This is a genomic window from Polaromonas sp. CF318, assembly GCF_000282655.1.
Classification (GTDB): domain Bacteria; phylum Pseudomonadota; class Gammaproteobacteria; order Burkholderiales; family Burkholderiaceae_C; genus Polaromonas.
The window spans coordinates 1-17,796 of the sequence record NZ_AKIV01000155.1 but is presented as its reverse complement, the minus strand read 5'-3'; the positions used below and the strand labels follow the sequence as shown (position 1 = coordinate 17,796).

Below are 17,796 nucleotides of genomic sequence, written 5' to 3'. Positions count from 1 at the left end.
AATCTGCGAAATCTGCGGATGAATTTTTATCCACAGATTTCGCAGATTTACACAGATGAAGACAATCACGTCTTGAGCAGCCTTTGGACCGGATCGCTTAGTCGCCCAAGTCCACCACGCTGGCCAGTGGCGCCCCGGCGGGCGCGGCATAGTCTGCGATCACCACGGCCCGGTCGGGACGGGCTGACACTTCGCCGAGAAGCTCCTTGACAAAGGTAATCGAGGGCGCATCCAAAGCCGCAAAAGGCTCGTCAAGCAACAACAGCGCAGCCCCCGAGGCAAACGCCGCCGCGAGCCACACCTTGCGCTTCGAGCCGGTGGACAGCATAAATAGCTGCTTGTCCCTATGCGGCTCCAGCCCCAAGCCTTCGACCAGAAGGCCTACCACGTTCGCGTCAAAACCGGGGTACCGGCCGCGAACGGTTTCGAAATACTGCAGCGGTGTGAGCTGGTCGAACTCGGTGCTGCGCGGCTCCATCCAGAACAGTTGCTGCCGGTAGGCCTCGGGCTGCTCCCCAAGCGACACACCGTTCAGTCGCAACTGCCCCGCATCCGCCTCCAAAGTGCCGGCCATCAAGCGGAGCAAGGTGCTTTTGCCGCGCCCGTCACCGCCTTGCACCAGGGTGACGCCTGGCGGAATGGACATGGACAGCTTGTCGAAAAGCTCCACCTTGGGTTTGGGGTAGTGGAAGCTGAGGCGTTCAATGGTGAGCAAGGGCACGTCCTTGTGTTTTTAGGTATTTGGTTTTTGTCTTCGGCTGTTTGGTATTCCGGTATTCGGGTCCCCTTGTGTATGCGCCGAGGAGCGGAGGTTCAGGCGGATCAGGGATCGCGTTGTCTGAGCGAAGCGCAGCGTAGCGAGTTTAGCGAGACCCCGCCTGGACCGAGCACCGCAGGTTGCCCGTAGCGAAGCGAAGGGACGCAGGCACCAGGGTCGCCTTTTGGTATTCGCGTAACTTCGCTTCGCGAAGTGAGCGAATCCCCACTGCGTGACCTTTTGCTTACTTTTGGTGTTCACGTAACTTCGCTTTGCGAAGTGAGTGAACCCCGCGCGCATAGCGCGCCTTTTGGCGAACAAAAGAAAACCCGCTTTGCGGGTTTCGCTAAAAGTGAGTTGCCGCCGGGCAACCCCCGGCCAACCGACTTCAGCAGGGCAACTACCGCTGGAAAAAACCAGTCCTAACCCGTATTCCTCAACCCCGCCGCAATCCCATTGATAGAAATATGAATACCCGTCTGCACCCGCTGGTCGGCTTGCCCCGCCCTGTAGCGCCGCACCAGTTCAACCTGCAAATGATGCAGCGGGTCGATATAGGGGAAACGGTGGCGTATGGAGCGCTGCAGCGCGGCGTTGCCGGCCAGGCGCTGCTTTTCGCCGGTGATCAGGGCCAGGGCCTCGGCCGTGAGGTGCCATTCGGCCTCGATGGCGCTGAAGATTTTTTTGCGCAGGCGCGCGTCGCCCATGAGCTCGGAATAGCGCGAGGCCAGGGCCAGGTCGCTCTTGGCCAGCACCATGTCCATGTTGCTGAGCAGGGTGCGAAAGAAGGGCCACTGCTTGTACATTTTCTGCAGCAGCGCGAGCGCTTCCTTGCGCGCGGCGGGCGTGCCGCCCTGGCCCAGCATGTGCGCGATGGCCGAGCCGAAGCCGTACCAACCGGGCAGGGTGAGGCGGCACTGGCCCCAGCTGAAGCCCCAGGGGATGGCGCGCAGGTCTTCGATTTTTTGCGAGGCCTTGCGGGAAGCCGGGCGCGAGCCGATGTTGAGCTCGGCGATTTCGCGTATCGGCGTGGCGCTGAAAAAATACTCGGTAAAGCCCGGGGTGTCGTAGACCAGCGTGCGGTAGGCCGCCATGCTGGCCTGCGAGAGTTCGGCCGCGGCCTGCAAAAAGGCCTTGGTCGCGGGTTTGGTCGGCTGCAGCAGCGTGGCTTCCAGCGTGGCGGCGACCAGGGTTTCAAGGTTGCGCCTGCCGATTTCGGGGTTCGCGTATTTGGAGCCTATGACCTCGCCCTGCTCGGTCAGGCGTATCTGCCCGCGCACCGTGCCCGGCGGCTGGGCCAGGATGGCCTGGTAGCTGGGGCCGCCGCCGCGGCCCACGGTGCCGCCGCGGCCGTGGAACATGCGCAGCTGGATGTTGTGCGAGTTGGCGAGTACGTCAAAGAGTTCGACCAGCGCGATCTCGGCGCGGTAAAGCTCCCAATTGCTGGTGAAGATGCCGCCGTCCTTGTTGCTGTCGGAATAGCCGAGCATGATGTCCTGCTCGGCGCCGCTGCGCTTGACCAGCTGGGCAATGCCGGGCAGGGCGTAGAACTCGCGCATGATGGGCGCGGCATTGCGCAGGTCTTCAATGGTCTCGAAGAGCGGCACCACGATCAAATCGTTCGTCGCGTTGCTGTCGAGCGTGCCGTGCATCAAGCCGACTTCTTTTTGCAGCAGCAGCACCTCCAGCAAATCGCTGACGGTTTCGGTGTGGCTGATGATGTAGTGGCGAATCGCTTCCTTGCCGAAGCGTGCGCGCGCCGTGCGGGCGGCTTCAAAAATCGCGAGTTCGCTTTGCGCATGGGCCGAATAGTCGCTGCCGACCACGCGAAGCGGCCGCGCGTCGTTGAGCAGGCCCACCAGCAGCGCGCGCCTGGCGGCTTCGTCGAGCTTGCCGTAGTGGGGCTCTATGCGCGCGACGGCGAGCAGCTCGGCCACAACTTCCTCATGCTTGTCGGAGCTTTGGCGCAAGTCGACCGTGGCCAGGTGAAAGCCGAAGACCTCGACCGCGCGTATCAGTGGGTGCAGGCGCTGGGCGATCAGGGCCTCGCCGTGGTGGGCCTTGAGCGAGGCTTCAATGGTGCGCAGGTCGGCCAGGAAATCCTCGGACTTCAGGTAGGCGTTTTGCGGCGCGACGGCGTGGCGCGCGGCGTCGCCGCCGGTCAGGTCTTTGAGCGTGGCGGCCAGGCGGGCATAGACGCCGGTCAGGGCGCGGCGGTAGGGCTCGTCCTTGCGGTGCTCGCTGGTGTCGGGCGAGCTTTCGGCGAGGGCGCGCATCTCGGGGCTGAAATCGACCAGCATGGCCGACAGCGAAAGCTCGCCGCCCAGGAAGTGGACCTCGGTCAGGTAGTGGCGCAGCGCCACCTCGGCCTGCCGGCTCAGCGCGTAGTTGAGGGTGTCGGCGCTGACGTTGGGGTTGCCGTCGCGGTCTCCGCCTATCCACTGGCCCATGCGTAAAAAGCTGTGCACCGGCTGGTTGCCGAGCTCACGCTCGAGGTTGGCGTACAGCTTGGGGATTTCACGCAGGAAGGTGGCTTCGTAATAACTGAGCGCGTTTTCGATCTCGTCGGCCACGGTGAGCTTGGAAAAGCGCAGCAGCCGGGTTTGCCACAGCTGCATGACGCGGGCGCGTAGCTGGGCCTCGTTGGCGGCCAGTTCGCGCGGCGTGAGGGCGTCCTTGGCGGCGTTGTGGGCCAGGGCCAGCGCCTTGATGTCGTCGCGCGCGGTCAGCAGCTGGGCGATGTCGCGCTCGGCGTCCAGGATGCTTTTGCGCTGCACCTCGGTGGGGTGGGCGGTGAGCACGGGTGAGACAAAGCTGTGCGCCAGCGTATTGGAGATGGTGCGGGTCGAGATGCCGGCCCAGCGCAGGCGGGCCAGCGCCACTTCGATGCTGCCTTCCTGGGTGTCGCCTGCGCGCTCATGCACGGCGCGGCGGCGTATGTGGTGGCGGTCTTCGGCCAGGTTGGCCAGGTGGCTGAAATAGGTGAAGGCGCGTATCACGCTGACCGTCTGGTCGCCCGACAGGCCCTTGAGCAGCTTCTTGAGGGCCTTGTCGGCTTCGGGGTCGGCGTCGCGCCGGAAGGTGACGGAGAGCTTGCGCACCTGCTCGATCAGCTCATAGGCGGCCACGCCTTCCTGTTCGCGGATCACGTCGCCCAGGATGCGGCCCAACAGGCGTATGTCTTCGACCAGGGGGCGTTCGTTGTCCCGCGAGCGGGTGGAAGCCTTGGGCGCCGCGGCTGTCGCGCCGTCCCTGGCGCCCTCGCTGGCGTGTTGTTGTAGCTTCTTGGCGCGCGCGGAAGTGACCATCTCTACCCTCTAGTTCTTAAGCTTTGTCCTGAGCCCTGCATGCTAGCATTCACTTTCCCCCAAGTATTACAAGCAGGTTACGAGTGTCCGCAGTGTCTGAATCCAACCCCCCTGATATGAAGAAGGTGGTCATCGCCACACGCGAGAGCCGCCTGGCGATGTGGCAGGCCGAGCATGTGAAGGCCTTGCTCGAGTCGCGCCTGGGCTGGCAGGTCGAGCTGCTGGGCATGACCACCCAGGGCGACCAGATCCTGGACCGCTCGCTGAGCAAGGTCGGCGGCAAGGGCCTGTTCGTCAAGGAGCTCGAGGTGGCGCTCAGCGAAGGCCGGGCCGACATCGCCGTGCATTCGCTCAAGGATGTGCCCATGGACCTGCCCGAAGGCTTCGCGCTGGCCTGCGTGCTGGAGCGTGAGGACCCGCGCGATGCTTTTGTGTCTAACCAATTCGCCGGCCTGGCCGATTTGCCGCAGGGCGCGGTGGTGGGTACCTCCAGCCTGCGCAGGCTGGTGCTGCTCAAGGCCCTGCGGCCCGACCTGGTGATACAACCGCTGCGCGGCAACCTGGACACGCGCCTGCGCAAGCTGGACGAGGGCCAGTACCAGGCCATTGTGCTGGCGGCCGCGGGCCTCAAGCGCCTGGGGCTGGAATCGCGCATACGCGCCACTTTTGAGCCGGCCCAGATGCTGCCCGCCGCGGGTCAGGGCGCATTGGGCATTGAAGTGCGCGCCGACCGCGCCGACCTGCTGGCCGCGCTGGCCACGCTGGCGCACCAGCCGACCTGGCTGGCCGTGACGGCCGAGCGCACGGTCTCGCGCGCCATGGGCGGCAGCTGCTCCATGCCGCTGGCGGCTTTCACGCAGGGCGCTGCGGCGGGCGGCAACATGCAGCTGAGCGCCGCCTGGGGCGACCCGGCCACGGCCGAGGCGCCGTCCGGCAGTGCCGCCCCCTTGGCGCCCTTGGTGCAGGTAAAACAAAGCGCCCAGGTGCGCAATTTCGCCGAGGCCGAGGCCCTGGGCGAGGCCGTGGCGGCGCAATTGCGCGCCGGCGGCGCGGTCTGGGCCGGCAAGGGCCAGGCCTGATGCACCCCATGCCGGCGCCTGCGGCCGGTGCGGCCCCCGTCATCGTGACGCGCCCCGCGGCGGATGCGCAGCACTGGGTGCGCGAGCTGCGGCAGGCCGGCTTGGCGGCCGAAGCGCTGCCGCTGATCGATATCGCAGCCGCGCTTGACACCGGCGCGCTGGCGCGGGCCTGGCAAACGCTGGATCGCTATGCGGCCTGCATGTTTGTCAGCGGCAACGCGGTGGCGTATTTTTTCAAATCCCCCCTGGCGAGCGGCCTGCCGCCCACCCTGCGCCTGATGGCGCCCGGGCCCGGCACCGTGGCGGCCCTGCTGGCCGCGGGTGTGTCTGCCGCGCAGGTCGATGCGCCGGCCGCCGACGCCGGGCAATTTGACTCCGAGGCGCTGTGGGCCGTGGTCGGGCAGCGCGACTGGCAAGGAAAGCGCGTGCTGGTGCTGCGCGGTGAAAGCCCGGATGCCGCGGGCGGCGCGGCGTCCTCGGGGCGCGACTGGATCGCCCGCAAGTGGAAAAGCGCCGGCGCCCAGGTGGATTTTGTCGGCGTATACCAGCGCCGCGCACCGCAGCTCAGCGAGCAGCAGTTACAGCGCGCGCGCGCCGCCAGCGTGGACCGCTCGGTGTGGCTGTTCAGCAGTTCGGAGGCGCTGGCCAACCTCCTGGGCCAGCCGGCCCTGGCCGGTGTCGACTGGCGCGGCGCCCGCGCGGTGGCGACGCATCCGCGCATTGTGGACGCGGTGCGCGCCGCCGGCTGGGGTGTTGTTGTGGCGTCACGCCCCGCCCTGACGGACATCAGGGACACATTGGCCTCGATAGAATCCCTGTATCCATGAGCGATCCCCACATAGCCCAGCCCACGCCTTCCACGCCCGACAAGGAGCCCGTGCTGGAGCGCGCTCTGGTGGTGGCCGAGCCGCACATCACGGCACCCGACAACTGGCTGGTGCCGCGCAAATGGGCGCTGGGGGTGGCCGCGCTGGCGGCCGGGGGCCTGCTGGCCAGCGGCCTGCTGTGGCAAAAGCTGGGCACTATCCAGGAAGAACTGGCCCGCCGCAGCCTGGACTCCGGCGCGCAGGCCATCGAAGCGCGCGCGCTGGCGCGCCAGGCCCAGGAGGCCACGCGCGAACTCTCGGCGCGGCTGGCCATCCAGGAAACCCGCATCAGCGAAGTCAGCCTGCAGCGCACCCAGCTTGAAGAACTGATGCAAAGCCTGTCGCGCTCGCGTGATGAAAACCTGGTGGTGGACGTGGAGTCCGCGCTGCGCCTGGCGCAGCAGCAGGCCCAGCTCACCGGCAGCGCCGAACCGCTGCTGGCCGCGCTCAAGTCGGCCGACCAGCGCCTGGCGCGCGCCGCACAGCCGCGCCTGAACCCCCTGCAGCGCGCCATCGCCCGCGACATGGACCGCATCAAGGCCGCGACGCTGACCGACGTGCCGGTGCTGATGCTCAAACTCGACGAACTGGCCCGCCTGGCCGACGACCTGCCGGTGGCCAATGCCATGGTGGCCAGCAGCCCCTTGCGCGCGGCGCCCGCCCTGGCCGTGCCCGCACCGGCCGCGCGCGCCAGCGCGCCGGCGGCCGACAAGCCCGCGGAGGGGATGTTCGACAAACTTTCGCTCAGCGCCTGGTCGCAGCGCACGCTGGACAACCTGCGCGATGAAGCCCGCAAGCTGCTGCGCGTGAGCCGCATCGAGCAGCCCGAGGCGGCGCTGCTGTCGCCCGAGCAGTCTTTCTTCCTGCGCGAAAACCTGAAACTGCGCCTGCTCAATGCGCGCCTGGCCCTGCTGTCGCGCCAGACCGACTCGGTGCGCGCCGACCTTGCCAGCGCCGGCGCCTGGCTGGGCAAGTACTTCGATCCTTCCTCGCGCAAAACCCAGGCCGCGGCCCAGCTGCTGGCCCAGGTGCAAGGCCAGCTCAAAACCAGCGAGCTGCCGCGCCTTGACGAAACCATGGCCGCGCTGGCCACGGCGGCCGCGGGCCGCTGATTCTTCGCAAAGGCAGGACACACGCATGCGCGCCGCCCTCTGGCTACTGGCCCTTTTTGGCGTGGCGGTTGCCGTGGCGCTGTTGGCGGGCAACAACCAGGCCGTCGTCACCATCTTCTGGCCGCCGCACCGGGTCGACATTTCCTTCAACCTGGCGGTGATGCTGCTGGCCGCGCTCTTCTTTGTGCTCTACCTGGCGCTGCGCGCGGTGTCGGCGGTGTTCTCGCTGCCGGCCGAGGCGCGGCGCTGGCGTGCCCAGCAAAAAGAGCGCGCCATGTACGGCGCCCTCATGGATTCGCTGGCCCACCTGCTGGCCGGGCGCTACATACGCTCGACCAAATCGGCGCAGAACGCGCTGGCGCAGGAAAAAAGCCTGCGCCCGCTGGCCGACCACTACAGCCACGTGACCGGCCACAGTTCCAGCCGCGGCGCCCAGCTGCGCGCGCTGGCCCATCTGCTGGTGGCCGAGGCCGCGCAGTCGCTGCAGAACAAGGGCCTGCGCGACCAGCACCTGCACCAGGCGCTGAAAAGCTCGGCGCCGCGCCATGCACAGGAAGTGCGCGAGGGCGTGCAGTTCCGCGCGGCGCGCTGGGCGCTGGACGACCGCGATGCGGGCGCCGCGCTCGACTGGCTGGCCCAACTGCCGCAGGGCGCGTCGCGCCGCACGCTGGCCCTGCGCATGAAGCTGCGCGCCTCGCGCCATGCGCGGCAGACTTCGAAAGCGCTGGAAACCGCGCGCCTGCTGGCCAAGCACCGCGCGTTTTCGCAGGCGGCGGCGCAAAGCATCATCCGCGGCCTGGCGTTGGAGCTGCTCAATGACGCGCACGACCCGGTGCAGCTGCAGCAGGCCTGGTTTTCACTCGACCAGAGCGAGCGCGCCATGCCCGAGCTGGTGGTGCATGCCGCATCGCGCCTGATGGCGCTGCACGGCGAGCCGGAGCTCGCGCGCAGCTGGCTGCTGCAGGTCTGGGACGCGATGATGCAGCCGCGCTCGGACATAGGCGACAACCTGCGCATCAAGCTGATCGGTGTGCTGGAGGCCGGCCTGGATTCGCTGGACGCCGCCTGGCTGGCACGCATTGAAACCGCGCAGCTGAGCCGGCCGCGCGACGCCAACCTGCAATACCTGGCGGGCATGGCCTGCCTGAACCGCCAGCTCTGGGGCAAGGCCCGCCAGCTGCTGTCGCAGGCCGCGCCGGCCCTGCAGGACGTGGCGCTGCACCGCAACGCCTGGCGCGCGCTGGCCGTGCTGGCCGAGCAGCGCGAGGACGAAGCCGCCGCCGCGCAGGCCTACAAGCGCGCCGCGCAGATCTGAGCGGCGCTTTTCAGGATCAGGGCTTGACCATCTGGGCCGCCTTGGCCCGCTGCGTATAACCCTGGTAAGCGGGCAGGGCGATGGCGGCGATGAGGCCTATGACCATGATGACGGGGAAGGCCAGGCCGCCTATCTTGACCATCGTGGTGTTGGGCGGTGGGGGTGCGCCGAAGCGGTTGCCGCCCTTGGTGCCCGGGTTGAACAGCCAGACCAGGCCGACCAGCGGGATCAGGGCCAGCAGTATCGTCCAGCCGGACCATCCCATGTCGTGGCTGCGCTGTATGCTCAGCAGCACGATGAAGATGAAGTAGGGGATGGTCGCCAGCATGCCGAGCACGCCGGCCGCCTTGCCGAAACCGAGGGCGCCGGCAATAAAGCCCAGCACGACGGCCGCCACCACCATCAGCAGGTAGCCGCCCAGGTTGTAGGCCAGGTAGCGCAGCCGGCCGACCCGCCCTTTGGCCGAAAACAGCTTGACGGGCTGCACGCCCGCCTCGTTGTCAAAAACATCGTCCACCACGGCCTTGGGCGCTGCATACGGGTTCACTGCTTCGGACATCGCTATCCCTCCTGTTGTTGAGACCCGAAGGATAACCGTTGCCGGGGCGCCTGTGGACCCCCTGGTGCCGCTTTTTACAGCAGGCCTGCGCGCTTGACCGCGTGGTAGCGGTTGACCAGCGAGACGGCCAGCTGCGCCGGCTCCACGTCCATGGAAAGCGGGTCCTGGCCGACCACGCGCGCGAAGGCGTCGCGCCGCGACTGCGCGAACAGGTGGGCGGCCGCCACGTCCACCGCGTCCGCGGGGCTGGACAAGGCCTGGCCGGCGATGCGGCCCAGCACGCGCTCGCGCAGGCTGGCCACCAGCACCAGGTGCTGGCGGCGCAGCAGCTTGATCGCCGGGCGCAGCTCGGCCGCGTCCTCGTCGCGGAAGTTGGTCAGCACTATGACCAGCGCGCGCCGGCGCTGCACGCGCAGCAGTTCCTGGGCGGCCAGCAGGTAGTCCGAATGCATGGCACCGGGCTGTATGTCGTGCAGGCGGTTCATCAGGGCGTTGAGCGTGGCCGTGCCCTTGCGCGGCGCAAAATCGCGGCGCTGCCCCGGCAGGCCGCCGAAGGTCATGGCACCGACCTCGTCGCCCTCCTTGAGGGCCACATAACTCAGCAGCATCAGCGCGTTGAGGGCCTCGTCGAAGTGGCTGCCGCCCTGGCCGGCGTCCTGCTCCGGCCCGCCTTCGTCGGCGCGCATGCGGCGGCCGCAGTCGAGCAGGAAGAAGACGCACTGGTCGCGGTCGTCCTGGAATTCGCGCACGATGGGCCGCTGGTGGCGCAGCGTGGCCTTCCAGTCGATGTGGCGCAGCGAATCGCCGGTCCTGTAGTCGGCCAGCTGGCGGAAGTCGGTGCCCAGGCCGCGCTGCACATAGGTCTTGATGCCGATCTGCGCCAGTCGCCGGTCGCCGGACAGCCAGGCGTAGCGCGCCAGCGCGGCGAAGTTGGGGTACACGCGCAGCTTGCCGGGCTGGCCCAGCGACTGCTGCACCTCGAAGCAGCCGCCGCGGCTGCGCCAGCGTAGCTGGGTGGTGCCGAAAAGCGCCACGCCGCGCTCGCGCGCGGTCACCGTGTAGCGCAACTCGGCGCGCGACGCCGGCGGCACGGTCAGGGATTGCGGCAGGCCCTCGAAGGCAAAGCGCGGGTCCACCTCGTCGAACACGGTCACGGACCAGGCCAGCGGGCCTTCGTTGACCAGCACCAGCGTGAGCACGGTGGGCACGCCCAGCGAAAAGGCGCCGGGCAGCGTGCGCTCCATGCGCAGCGGTGCCTGGCGCCACAGGCGCCGGCTGCGCCAGAGGTCCAACAGCGCGCCGGCCAGCGCCGGCAGCAGCAGGGCGCCGGCCAGCAGGGCCAGCGTGTCCACCGGCAGGCCCGCAAGCAGGGCCAGGCAAGCGGCCACGGCGGCGCCGGCCAGCGCCTGGACCGTGCCTGCCGTGGGAATCACCAGCCAGCGCATGCGGCCGGGCCTCAGAGACGCGGCGCCTGCACGCTGCCCTGGGCGCTGCGCAGCAGGTCGTCCACACCCAGGCCTTCGAGCTGGGCGTCGGGCGAAATCATCACGCGGTGGCGCAGGGCCGGCAGGGTCTGGCGCGCCACGTCATCGGGGGTGATGAAGTCGCGCCCGTCCATCAGCGCGCCGGCGCGTGCGGCGCGCACCAGCGCCATGGTGCCGCGCGGCCCCGCGCCGGACGAGAGGCCCGGCCAGTCGCGCGTGGCGCGCGCGATGCGCACCGCGTAGTCAATCACCTGTTCATGCGCCTGCACCAGGCTGGCCAGGCGCTGCAGCTCCAGCACCTGGGTGTCGTCCAGGCAGGGCCTGACCGCGTCCAGCGGCAGCTGGTTGCCGGCGCGCTGGCCGGTGGTCAGCTGCACGACCGCTTTTTCTTCGGCGTGGCTGGGGAAGGCGATGTTGATCTTGAGCAGGAAGCGGTCCAGCTGCGCCTCGGGCAAGGGGTAGGTGCCTTCGGTGTCTATCGGGTTTTGCGTTGCCATCACCATGAAGGGACGCGGCAGCGGCATGGCCCGGCCTTCCAGCGTGACCTGGTATTCCTGCATCACCTCGAGCAAGGCGCTCTGGGTCTTGGCCGGCGCGCGGTTGATTTCGTCGGCCAGCAGCAAATGGGTGAAGACGGGCCCCTGGTGCACGCGCAGCGTGCCTATGCCGGCTTCGCCGCGGGTCGACGGGTCCAGCACCGAGTGGCCGGTGATGTCCGAGGGCATCAGGTCGGGCGTGAACTGCACGCGCGCGTAGCGCAGGCTCATGGCCTGCGCCAGTGCCCGCGCCAGCAGTGTTTTGCCCAGTCCGGGCACGCCCTCGATCAGCACGTGGCCGGACGCGACCAGCGCCACCAGGGTCTGGTCGACGGCTTCCTTCTGGCCGACCACGGCCTTGCCGACTTCATGGCGCAGGGTCTGCAGCCATTCGGCCGCGCGTATCAGTTCGTCGTTGGGAATCGATGACATGGTGGTTTCTCGGTTTCAGGATGAAGAAGGGGTGGAAGCGGTGGATGAAACGGGCGGCGGGACGGGCTCGCGCGCGTCCAGCCGCCGGCGCGCGGTTTCCAGCAGTTCGAGGTCGGCGGCCAGCGTGCCGCGGTTGCGGGCCCTGTCAGCCTGCGCACGTTCGAGCAGCTGCGCGTCCAGGCCGGTGGCGCGCGCGATTTCGTGGGTGCGCCGCGCCGGCTCGAGTTGCGAAAACCGGGGCAGTTGCCGCGCGGCTGACGCGTGCAGGGCGCGAAGCTGGGCCGCATGCAGTGCTTTCGGCCCGTGCATGTGCAGAAAGCGCGCGGTGCCGCGCACCTGCTCGGCCATGGAGCGCCTGTGGGAGGGGGCGGACGGCGCCAGCGGCCCGAAGCGCACGCCGGCGCGCCACAGGGCCAGCGCCAGGGCCAGCAGGCCCAGCAGCAGCGCCGCCCAGGCCTGGTGCCAGAGCCAGGGCGCGAAGGGCTCCCTGGCCTCTTCGGCGACAAACCAGAATTCGGCACCGGCGCGCGCCTGCAGCGCCGCGGCCGCCACCTGCGCGTTGTCGGCGCGCAGCAGGTTGCTGTTGCTCAGCATGTCCCATCCGCCGAGCACGGTGACCGTGCCCCGGCCGACCTGCACGCGCACGGCCTCGATCCCGACCGTGCCGCGCAGCGACCACAGGGGGGCAGCCAGCCGGTTCGCCGGCAGGTACTGGGGACTGAAGTAGGCGCCGCAGACGCGAAAGACGCGGCTGTCGCCATAGCTGGCCGCGACCTCGGCGGGTTCCTCCACCGCACGGCAGTCCATGTCCTTGGCGGCCTTGTCGAAAGGCCGAGCCGGCGTGATTGTCTGCGGCCGGATCGCGTTTTCCTGGGTGATGGGCAGCCAGCCCGCGAGCGATTTGTGCCGGACCAGGAAGCCCGGGATGACCAGGTGCCCACCCTGCGCCACCCAGGCGCGCAGGCGCTGAACGCGTTCGGGGAACAGGTCCCAGTTGTGCGACACCAGCACCAGCCGCGCCTGCGGCGGCGGCATGGCGTCCAGGCTTTGTTGCCGCACGACTTTCGCCCCCAGGGCACCCAGCAGTTTTTCGGTCGCGTACAGCGGGTTGGTCAGGGCTTCACCCTTGGCCGGCGTGGGGACGTCGACGTCGACCCATTCGGTGGCCGACACCAACCAGATGCCACCCGCCAGCAGCAGCACCGCCAGCAGGACCAGGATCAGCCGGTCCCTCATGGCGCCGCCTTGGCCGCTGCGGCCGGCGCGCCCAGGCGCGCGTCAAATTCGGCGCACAGCGCCAGCACGCCGGCCGTGGGCGGCAGGCGCCCGCCATAGGCCGCCAGTTGCCAGGCGGCCACCAGCCGGGCAAAAAAGTCGAGCGACGGCGGCGCCAGCCGGCCTTCGCTGAGCGCCACACATTCGCCTTCGGTGCTGGCGTTGCGTATGGGCACCGCATGCAGGTGCACCAGGCGCGAGAGCGCGCCGCGGTAAAGCAGCGACAGCGCGGGCCGCCGCTGGCCGCGCTGCCAGAGCGAGGCGACCGCGGAGCCCACGTCGTCGGGCAGGCTTTCGGGGCGTATATCCAGGCTGCCGATGTGGCTGGGCAGGGGCGCCATGCGGTGCCGGCCGCCGCCGGCGCGCACCTGCGCCCAGCGCCGTATGCGGATCACCAGCCAGGCCAGGGCCAGCGCGCCCAGCGCCCACACCAGCAGGCGCGCGGCTTCGGACACCCTGGTCACAAAATCCTTGAGCCAGCCGAAACCGTCGCTGTCCTTCTTTTTGTCCTCGGGCTTTTTGTCCTGGCTTTTCAGGCGCAGGCTTTTTTCGCTCTTGCTGCCGGGCAGGTTGGGATCGGCGCGAACCCGTTCGACGGCCGATTTCACCTGCTGGCGCGAGGGCGGCTCGCCGGGTGCTGCGGCCTGCGCACCGGCCCAGGCCGGCGCCCAGGCCACGCAGCCAGCGATCAGCACGCGGGCCAGGGCCTGCCGCCATCGGGCATCACGGCGTGCGGCCCTCATGCGCCGGCCTTTGCCGGTGCGGGCGTGAAGGCGCGGCGAAATTCCTGCTCGATGTCCCAGGCTTCGAGCTCGACGCGGCGGTTCAGGTACATGGCAAAGCCGGCCGCCACAAAAAAGGGTTCGACCAGCCCGACGACAAAGGCGTAGACCACCGCCAGGCACAGGCTTTGCAGCGTCGACTCCGTGGCGATCAGCCAGCGCCAGAGCTCCGAAAGGCTGCCCTCGGGCGCGAACCAGAACAGGATGGAGAGCAGGGCGAACTCCAGCGCGATCTCGACGTTGGAAAAAATCAGCTGCATGCCCGCGCCCGCGCCGCGCCGCCCGCGCAGCAGCTGGTCGCGCCGCTTGCGCCTGGCGCCGCCGCGCTGGCCTTCGAGCTGCTCTATGGCCTGGGTGTAGGAGCGCCAGGGCGACAGCCGCCGCCACAGCAGCGTGCGCAGCAGTTGCCCGCCCCACACCTGGGCGCGATGCTCCCAGAGGTCTTTCCAGCGGGTGGACTGGCCGAACACCGCGCGCGACAGGATGAACAGCAGGCTGCGGTCAAACCAGGGCTTGAGGCAAAAAATAAGCAGGCCGGGCAGCCAGTAGGCGAATTCGATGGTGCACAGCAGCAGCGCGATGACCACCACATACATGGGCAGGAAAGTGCGCCAGATGGATGCCGCATGGCGGCGCACCAGCGCGACGCCCAGGTCGGCGGCTTCGGCCATGGGGCGCGGGCGTAGCGCGACGGCCAGCGCGTCAACCTGCATGGCGCTGCCCTTCGCTCGCGGGTGCTTGGCCGGCGCGCGGCCGCCCCTGCCAGCCCAGGTAGGCCAGCACGAGGGCCCAGCAAGCCGCGCCGGCGCCGTATTTCACGGCGGGCGTGACCCAGCGCGCCGAGGACCAGAAGGCTTCGACGGCGGCGGCGATCAGCAGCAGGCCGATGACGCCGTAGACCACCACGATGGCGTGGCGCGCCGCCAGGCGCAGTGCCTCCAGGCGCGTGTGCCGGCCCGGTGCGATCAGGGCGTAGCCCAGGCGCAGCCCGGCCGCGCCCGCCAGCACGATGGCCGTCAGTTCGAAGGCGCCATGGGTGATGACGAAGGAGCAGAAGTTCTGCCCGTGGCCCGAGGCGATCAGATAGCCGCCCACGGCGCCTATCTGCACGCCGTTGAACAGCAGCACACCGGCGCTGCCGATGCCGCCGAAAATGCCGGCGGCGAAACAGCGAAAGCCTATGCCGATGTTGTGCATGACGTAAAAGCCGAACATTTGCCAGTCGCCGCTGGCGTCGCGGTTGCGCCCGAAAGACTTGGCGCTGTCGCTGTACATGCTGTCGAACTGCTGCACCTGTGCCGCATCCAGCAGGTGCAGGATGAAACCCGGATCGCGGTAGGTGGCCAGGCCCGCGGCCAGCAGCGGCACCACGAACAGCAGGGCCGCCACCAGCAGGTAGGCGCGGTGCGCGCGCACGGCCTGCGGGAAGTCGACCAGCGCCAGCATGCCCAGGCGCGCCAGGCCGTAGTCGTGGCGCCGGTAGATCAGCCGGTGGGCGCTTTGCGTCAGGGCTTCCAGACGCTGCGTCAGGTGGACCGGATAGGCGCGGGCCTGCGCCAGCGCCAGGTGTTCGCAGACGCGGCGGTACAGCGTGGCCAGCCGCGCGCCGTCGAACCTGCGCTCGGTCTCGGCGACGCCTATGACCTTCTCGAGTTCGTTCCAGAGCGGCGCATAGGCCGCTTCAAACTGCAGGGGCGTCATGGCCGGGCCTCTCCCTCGCGCCGGCCCATCAGCCACTGCGCCACGCCCAGCAGGCGCTGCGTGGCGCTGCTGCCCGGCGCTCCCGTGCCCAGCACCGGTTCGGCCAGGGCGGCGAGTTCGCCCAGGCGCTCAGGCGTCAGCCGCGTGGCCCGGCCGGCCCAGGCCAGCACCGAGGCCTGCTCGGCGGCCGACAGCGGCCGCGCGGGGGCCAGTGGCGCTGACAGGGGCACCTCGCCGTGCAGCTTGACGGCATCGGTGAAGACCACCAGCGTGCCGGCGGCCAGGTCGCCCAGGCGTTTGCTGTCGCGCCGCCAGAGCATGGACACCAGCCCGGCGCCGAACAGCGCGGGCATGAAATCGGCGGCGCGCAGCAGGTTGCGGGTCAGCGAGGCGGCGGGCGTCACCGGCAGGCCGGAATCCATCACCACGCGCAGGCCCATGGCCCGCTTGCCGGGGGTGGCGGCCGCGCGGGTCAGCTCGAACGCCACGGGATAAAACCATTCAAGGCCGAAATACGCGAGCAGCAGCACGGCCCCGCCGGCCTTGCCCATCAGGCCGACCACAATGGCCACGGCGATGAACAGGCAGGCGCGTATGGCCAGGTCTATCAGGTAGGCCAGCCCACGCGCGACGATGCCGGCGGGCCGCAGGGACAGGGTGATGCCTTCGGGCGTTTCGGCCGTGTAAATCGTGTCCAGGCGCGCGTTGGCCACAGGCTGGGGCCTCAGGCCTTGACGACGATGGTGTCCGCGATCTCGTCGTGCAGGCAGCGGCGGGACTTGCGAAAGATCATCAGGCAGTCGATCAGGGAATAAACCCAGACCACGGCCATGACGAGGCCGGCCACAAAGCCCGCGCCGTAGCGCAAGGCCAGGCGCGTGGGGGAAACGGCTTCGCCCGAGGGCCGGACAATGCGCAGCTTGAGCAGGACCTTGCCCAGGGTCTGGCCCCGCGTCGCGAGCAGGTAACCGTTGAGCAGGACGAAGATCAAGGCGCCGATGGCCATGCTCAGCGGGTTGAAGGACCACGCCCCTGTTCCTTGCGCGGCCCAGGGGTTGTAGGGGGTCAGCACCGACACCAGCCAGAGCACCAGGCTCTGGAAAACCGTGTCGAGAATGACGGCGCCAAGCCGTTCGACGCGGCCGGCCAGCTGCGGGCCTTCATTGGCATCGGCGACATCCGCCACCGTGGCCTGCGGCGGCGCATAGCGCGCGTCGTGCATGGGCTGGTCCATGGTCTTCCCTCCTGTATCGGTTTTGTTGGACTGATTCTAGGGCTTGTTTCAAGGCAAAAAAAAAGCCCGCATGAGCGGGCCTTTTTCAGGGAGCGGCCGCTGGTGCGGCCGGGCTGCTGCGCTTACTGGCCCGCCGATTTTTCAAAGGGCAGGGACATCGCGCCCAGGTTGCGCCGGGTTTCGACCAGCACCAGCGGGCCTTCGTCGGCCACGACCAGCGGCGGGCGCTCGCGCGGCACGTGCACCGGCTTGACCTCGGCGGCGATGGCGGCTTTGGCCTCGGCGATCTTGGCCGCGTCGGAGTTCACCCACTGCAGGCCCGAGGACTGGGCCACCTGGGCCAGTTCATCAAGGGGCAGCGCGTAGGTCTGGACCTTGGGCAGGCTGATGGCCGCGGCGGCCGGTGCGGGCTGCGCTACGGCCACAGGTGCGGGTGCGGGCGCCGGTGCGGCCACAGCCACGGGGGCTGTGTAGGCGGGTGCCGGTGCTGCTTCAGGCACAAAAGGCGCCGCGGGCGTTACAGCGGCCGCGGGTGCCGCGTAGCTGGCGACGACTTCCGGCGCGCGTTCTTCGCGGGTCTGCGGCTGCTGCTGGACTTCCGCGAAACCGGCCTGGCCGGCGTCGGTGCCTTCGGCGGGCTGCTGCTCGCCGCGTTCGCCGTTCTCACCGCGTTCGCGGCGGTCGCGGCCGTAGCGGTCGCGGCTGCGGCGCTCGCGCGGCTGGCGCTGTTCGTCGCCCTGGCCGTTCTGCACGGGAGCGACGGGATTGCCGGCTTCGTCGAGCACGGGTGCCGCTGCGGCCTCGGGGTTGAAGCCGGCGCCGGCATTCTGGCCTTCGGCGGCGCCCTCGGGGCGGTCGCTGCCGCGGCGCTCGCCACGGCGGCCGTTACGGTCGCCGCGTTCACGGCGGCCTTCGCCGCGCTCGCCACGCGGTTCGCGGTTGCCCTGGCGTTCACCGTCCTGGGGCGCGCGTTCCTGGCGCGGCTCGGCGGCTTCGCCACCCATGGCGGCTGCCATGGCGGCCTGGTTGGCCAGCGCGAGGTCCTGCTCAACGGCGTCGCGCTGGATACGTTCACCGCGTTCGCCACGCTCGCCGTTGCGTTCACCGCCTCGCTCGCCGCGTTCACGGCGGTTGCGGCCGCCTTCGCGGCCTTCACGGTTGGGCGTCTCGCCGCGTGGCTGCTCGCTCGCGCCTTCGGGGCGGGCTTCACCGGCCGGCCGTTCCTGGCGGCCTTCGGCATTGCGCTCGCGGCGTTCGCCGCCACGGCCTTCACCACGTTCGCCACGGCTTTCGGGGCGTGCTTCGCGACCTTCGCCACGGCCTTCGCTGCGGCCACGGCCGCCGCGCCGGCCGTCA

The 17,796-nt window shown here is 69.3% G+C and carries 15 protein-coding genes and 1 pseudogene; 4 read left to right on the top strand and 12 right to left on the bottom strand.

Annotated features, from left to right (window positions below):
* Positions 1–97: 97 nt before the first annotated feature.
* Together PMI15_RS23780 and ppc are read right to left on the bottom strand one after the other, a co-directional pair.
* A complete protein-coding gene (locus PMI15_RS23780) occupies positions 98–721 on the bottom strand; it encodes an ATP-binding cassette domain-containing protein (protein ID WP_369751974.1) in 624 nt (207 codons plus the stop codon).
* 458 nt (positions 722–1,179) lie between these two features.
* Complete coding sequence (ppc, locus tag PMI15_RS23775; protein ID WP_007875094.1) at positions 1,180–4,065, bottom strand: phosphoenolpyruvate carboxylase; 2,886 nt, start codon at positions 4,063–4,065, stop codon at positions 1,180–1,182.
* Between the two features lie 116 nt (positions 4,066–4,181).
* Here ppc and hemC point away from each other — a divergent pair, with 116 nt between their 5' ends.
* Genes hemC through PMI15_RS23755 form a run of 4 tightly spaced genes read left to right on the top strand, consistent with a single transcriptional unit; the run spans position 4,182 to position 8,437 of the window.
* Positions 4,182–5,144, top strand: a complete 963-nt coding sequence (gene hemC / locus PMI15_RS23770; protein ID WP_051002046.1) for a hydroxymethylbilane synthase — start codon at positions 4,182–4,184, stop codon at positions 5,142–5,144.
* Positions 5,144–5,971 carry a uroporphyrinogen-III synthase gene (locus tag PMI15_RS23765; protein WP_007875092.1) on the top strand — a complete coding sequence of 276 codons (828 nt, stop codon included), beginning with the start codon at positions 5,144–5,146 and terminating at the stop codon, positions 5,969–5,971. Before hemC ends, PMI15_RS23765 begins: the two co-directional genes overlap by 1 nt.
* Positions 5,968–7,122, top strand: coding sequence for a uroporphyrinogen-III C-methyltransferase (locus PMI15_RS23760; RefSeq protein WP_007875090.1), 1,155 nt, complete (start codon positions 5,968–5,970; stop codon positions 7,120–7,122). Before PMI15_RS23765 ends, PMI15_RS23760 begins: the two co-directional genes overlap by 4 nt.
* 25 nt (positions 7,123–7,147) lie before the next feature.
* Positions 7,148–8,437: a heme biosynthesis HemY N-terminal domain-containing protein gene (locus tag PMI15_RS23755; RefSeq protein WP_007875088.1), complete on the top strand. Its 1,290-nt coding sequence runs from the start codon at positions 7,148–7,150 to the stop codon at positions 8,435–8,437.
* Between the two features lie 16 nt (positions 8,438–8,453).
* Here the strand turns inward: PMI15_RS23755 and PMI15_RS23750 are convergent, their stop codons facing one another.
* The 10 genes and pseudogenes from PMI15_RS23750 to PMI15_RS23705 form a co-directional block, all read right to left on the bottom strand.
* Positions 8,454–8,996, bottom strand: coding sequence for a DUF805 domain-containing protein (locus PMI15_RS23750; RefSeq protein WP_007875086.1), 543 nt, complete (start codon positions 8,994–8,996; stop codon positions 8,454–8,456).
* Between the two features lie 74 nt (positions 8,997–9,070).
* Positions 9,071–10,441: a DUF58 domain-containing protein gene (locus PMI15_RS23745; RefSeq protein WP_007875083.1), complete on the bottom strand. Its 1,371-nt coding sequence runs from the start codon at positions 10,439–10,441 to the stop codon at positions 9,071–9,073.
* An 11-nt stretch (positions 10,442–10,452) separates the two neighbouring features.
* The gene (locus PMI15_RS23740; protein ID WP_007875082.1) at positions 10,453–11,448 is read right to left on the bottom strand and encodes a MoxR family ATPase; all 996 of its coding nucleotides are present in this window, start codon (positions 11,446–11,448) and stop codon (positions 10,453–10,455) included.
* A 15-nt stretch (positions 11,449–11,463) separates the two neighbouring features.
* On the bottom strand, positions 11,464–12,684 hold the full coding sequence (locus PMI15_RS23735; protein WP_007875081.1) for a DUF4350 domain-containing protein: 1,221 nt from the start codon (positions 12,682–12,684) through the stop codon (positions 11,464–11,466).
* Positions 12,681–13,466, bottom strand: coding sequence for a DUF4129 domain-containing protein (locus PMI15_RS23730; RefSeq protein WP_007875080.1), 786 nt, complete (start codon positions 13,464–13,466; stop codon positions 12,681–12,683). The genes PMI15_RS23735 and PMI15_RS23730 overlap by 4 nt, the downstream gene beginning before the upstream one ends.
* Positions 13,463–14,218: a hypothetical protein gene (locus tag PMI15_RS23725; RefSeq protein WP_007875079.1), complete on the bottom strand. Its 756-nt coding sequence runs from the start codon at positions 14,216–14,218 to the stop codon at positions 13,463–13,465. Before PMI15_RS23725 ends, PMI15_RS23730 begins: the two co-directional genes overlap by 4 nt.
* Complete coding sequence (locus PMI15_RS23720) at positions 14,208–15,206, bottom strand: stage II sporulation protein M (protein WP_007875078.1); 999 nt, start codon at positions 15,204–15,206, stop codon at positions 14,208–14,210. The genes PMI15_RS23725 and PMI15_RS23720 overlap by 11 nt, the downstream gene beginning before the upstream one ends.
* Positions 15,203–15,919, bottom strand: a complete 717-nt coding sequence (locus tag PMI15_RS23715; protein WP_007875076.1) for an RDD family protein — start codon at positions 15,917–15,919, stop codon at positions 15,203–15,205. Before PMI15_RS23715 ends, PMI15_RS23720 begins: the two co-directional genes overlap by 4 nt.
* Positions 15,920–15,930: 11 nt before the next feature.
* Entirely contained in the window at positions 15,931–16,440 is a 510-nt protein-coding gene (locus PMI15_RS23710) for an RDD family protein (RefSeq protein WP_007875074.1), read from the bottom strand.
* A 122-nt stretch (positions 16,441–16,562) separates the two neighbouring features.
* Positions 16,563–17,796 (bottom strand): annotated as a pseudogene (locus PMI15_RS23705) (ribonuclease E/G); the annotation flags it as partial.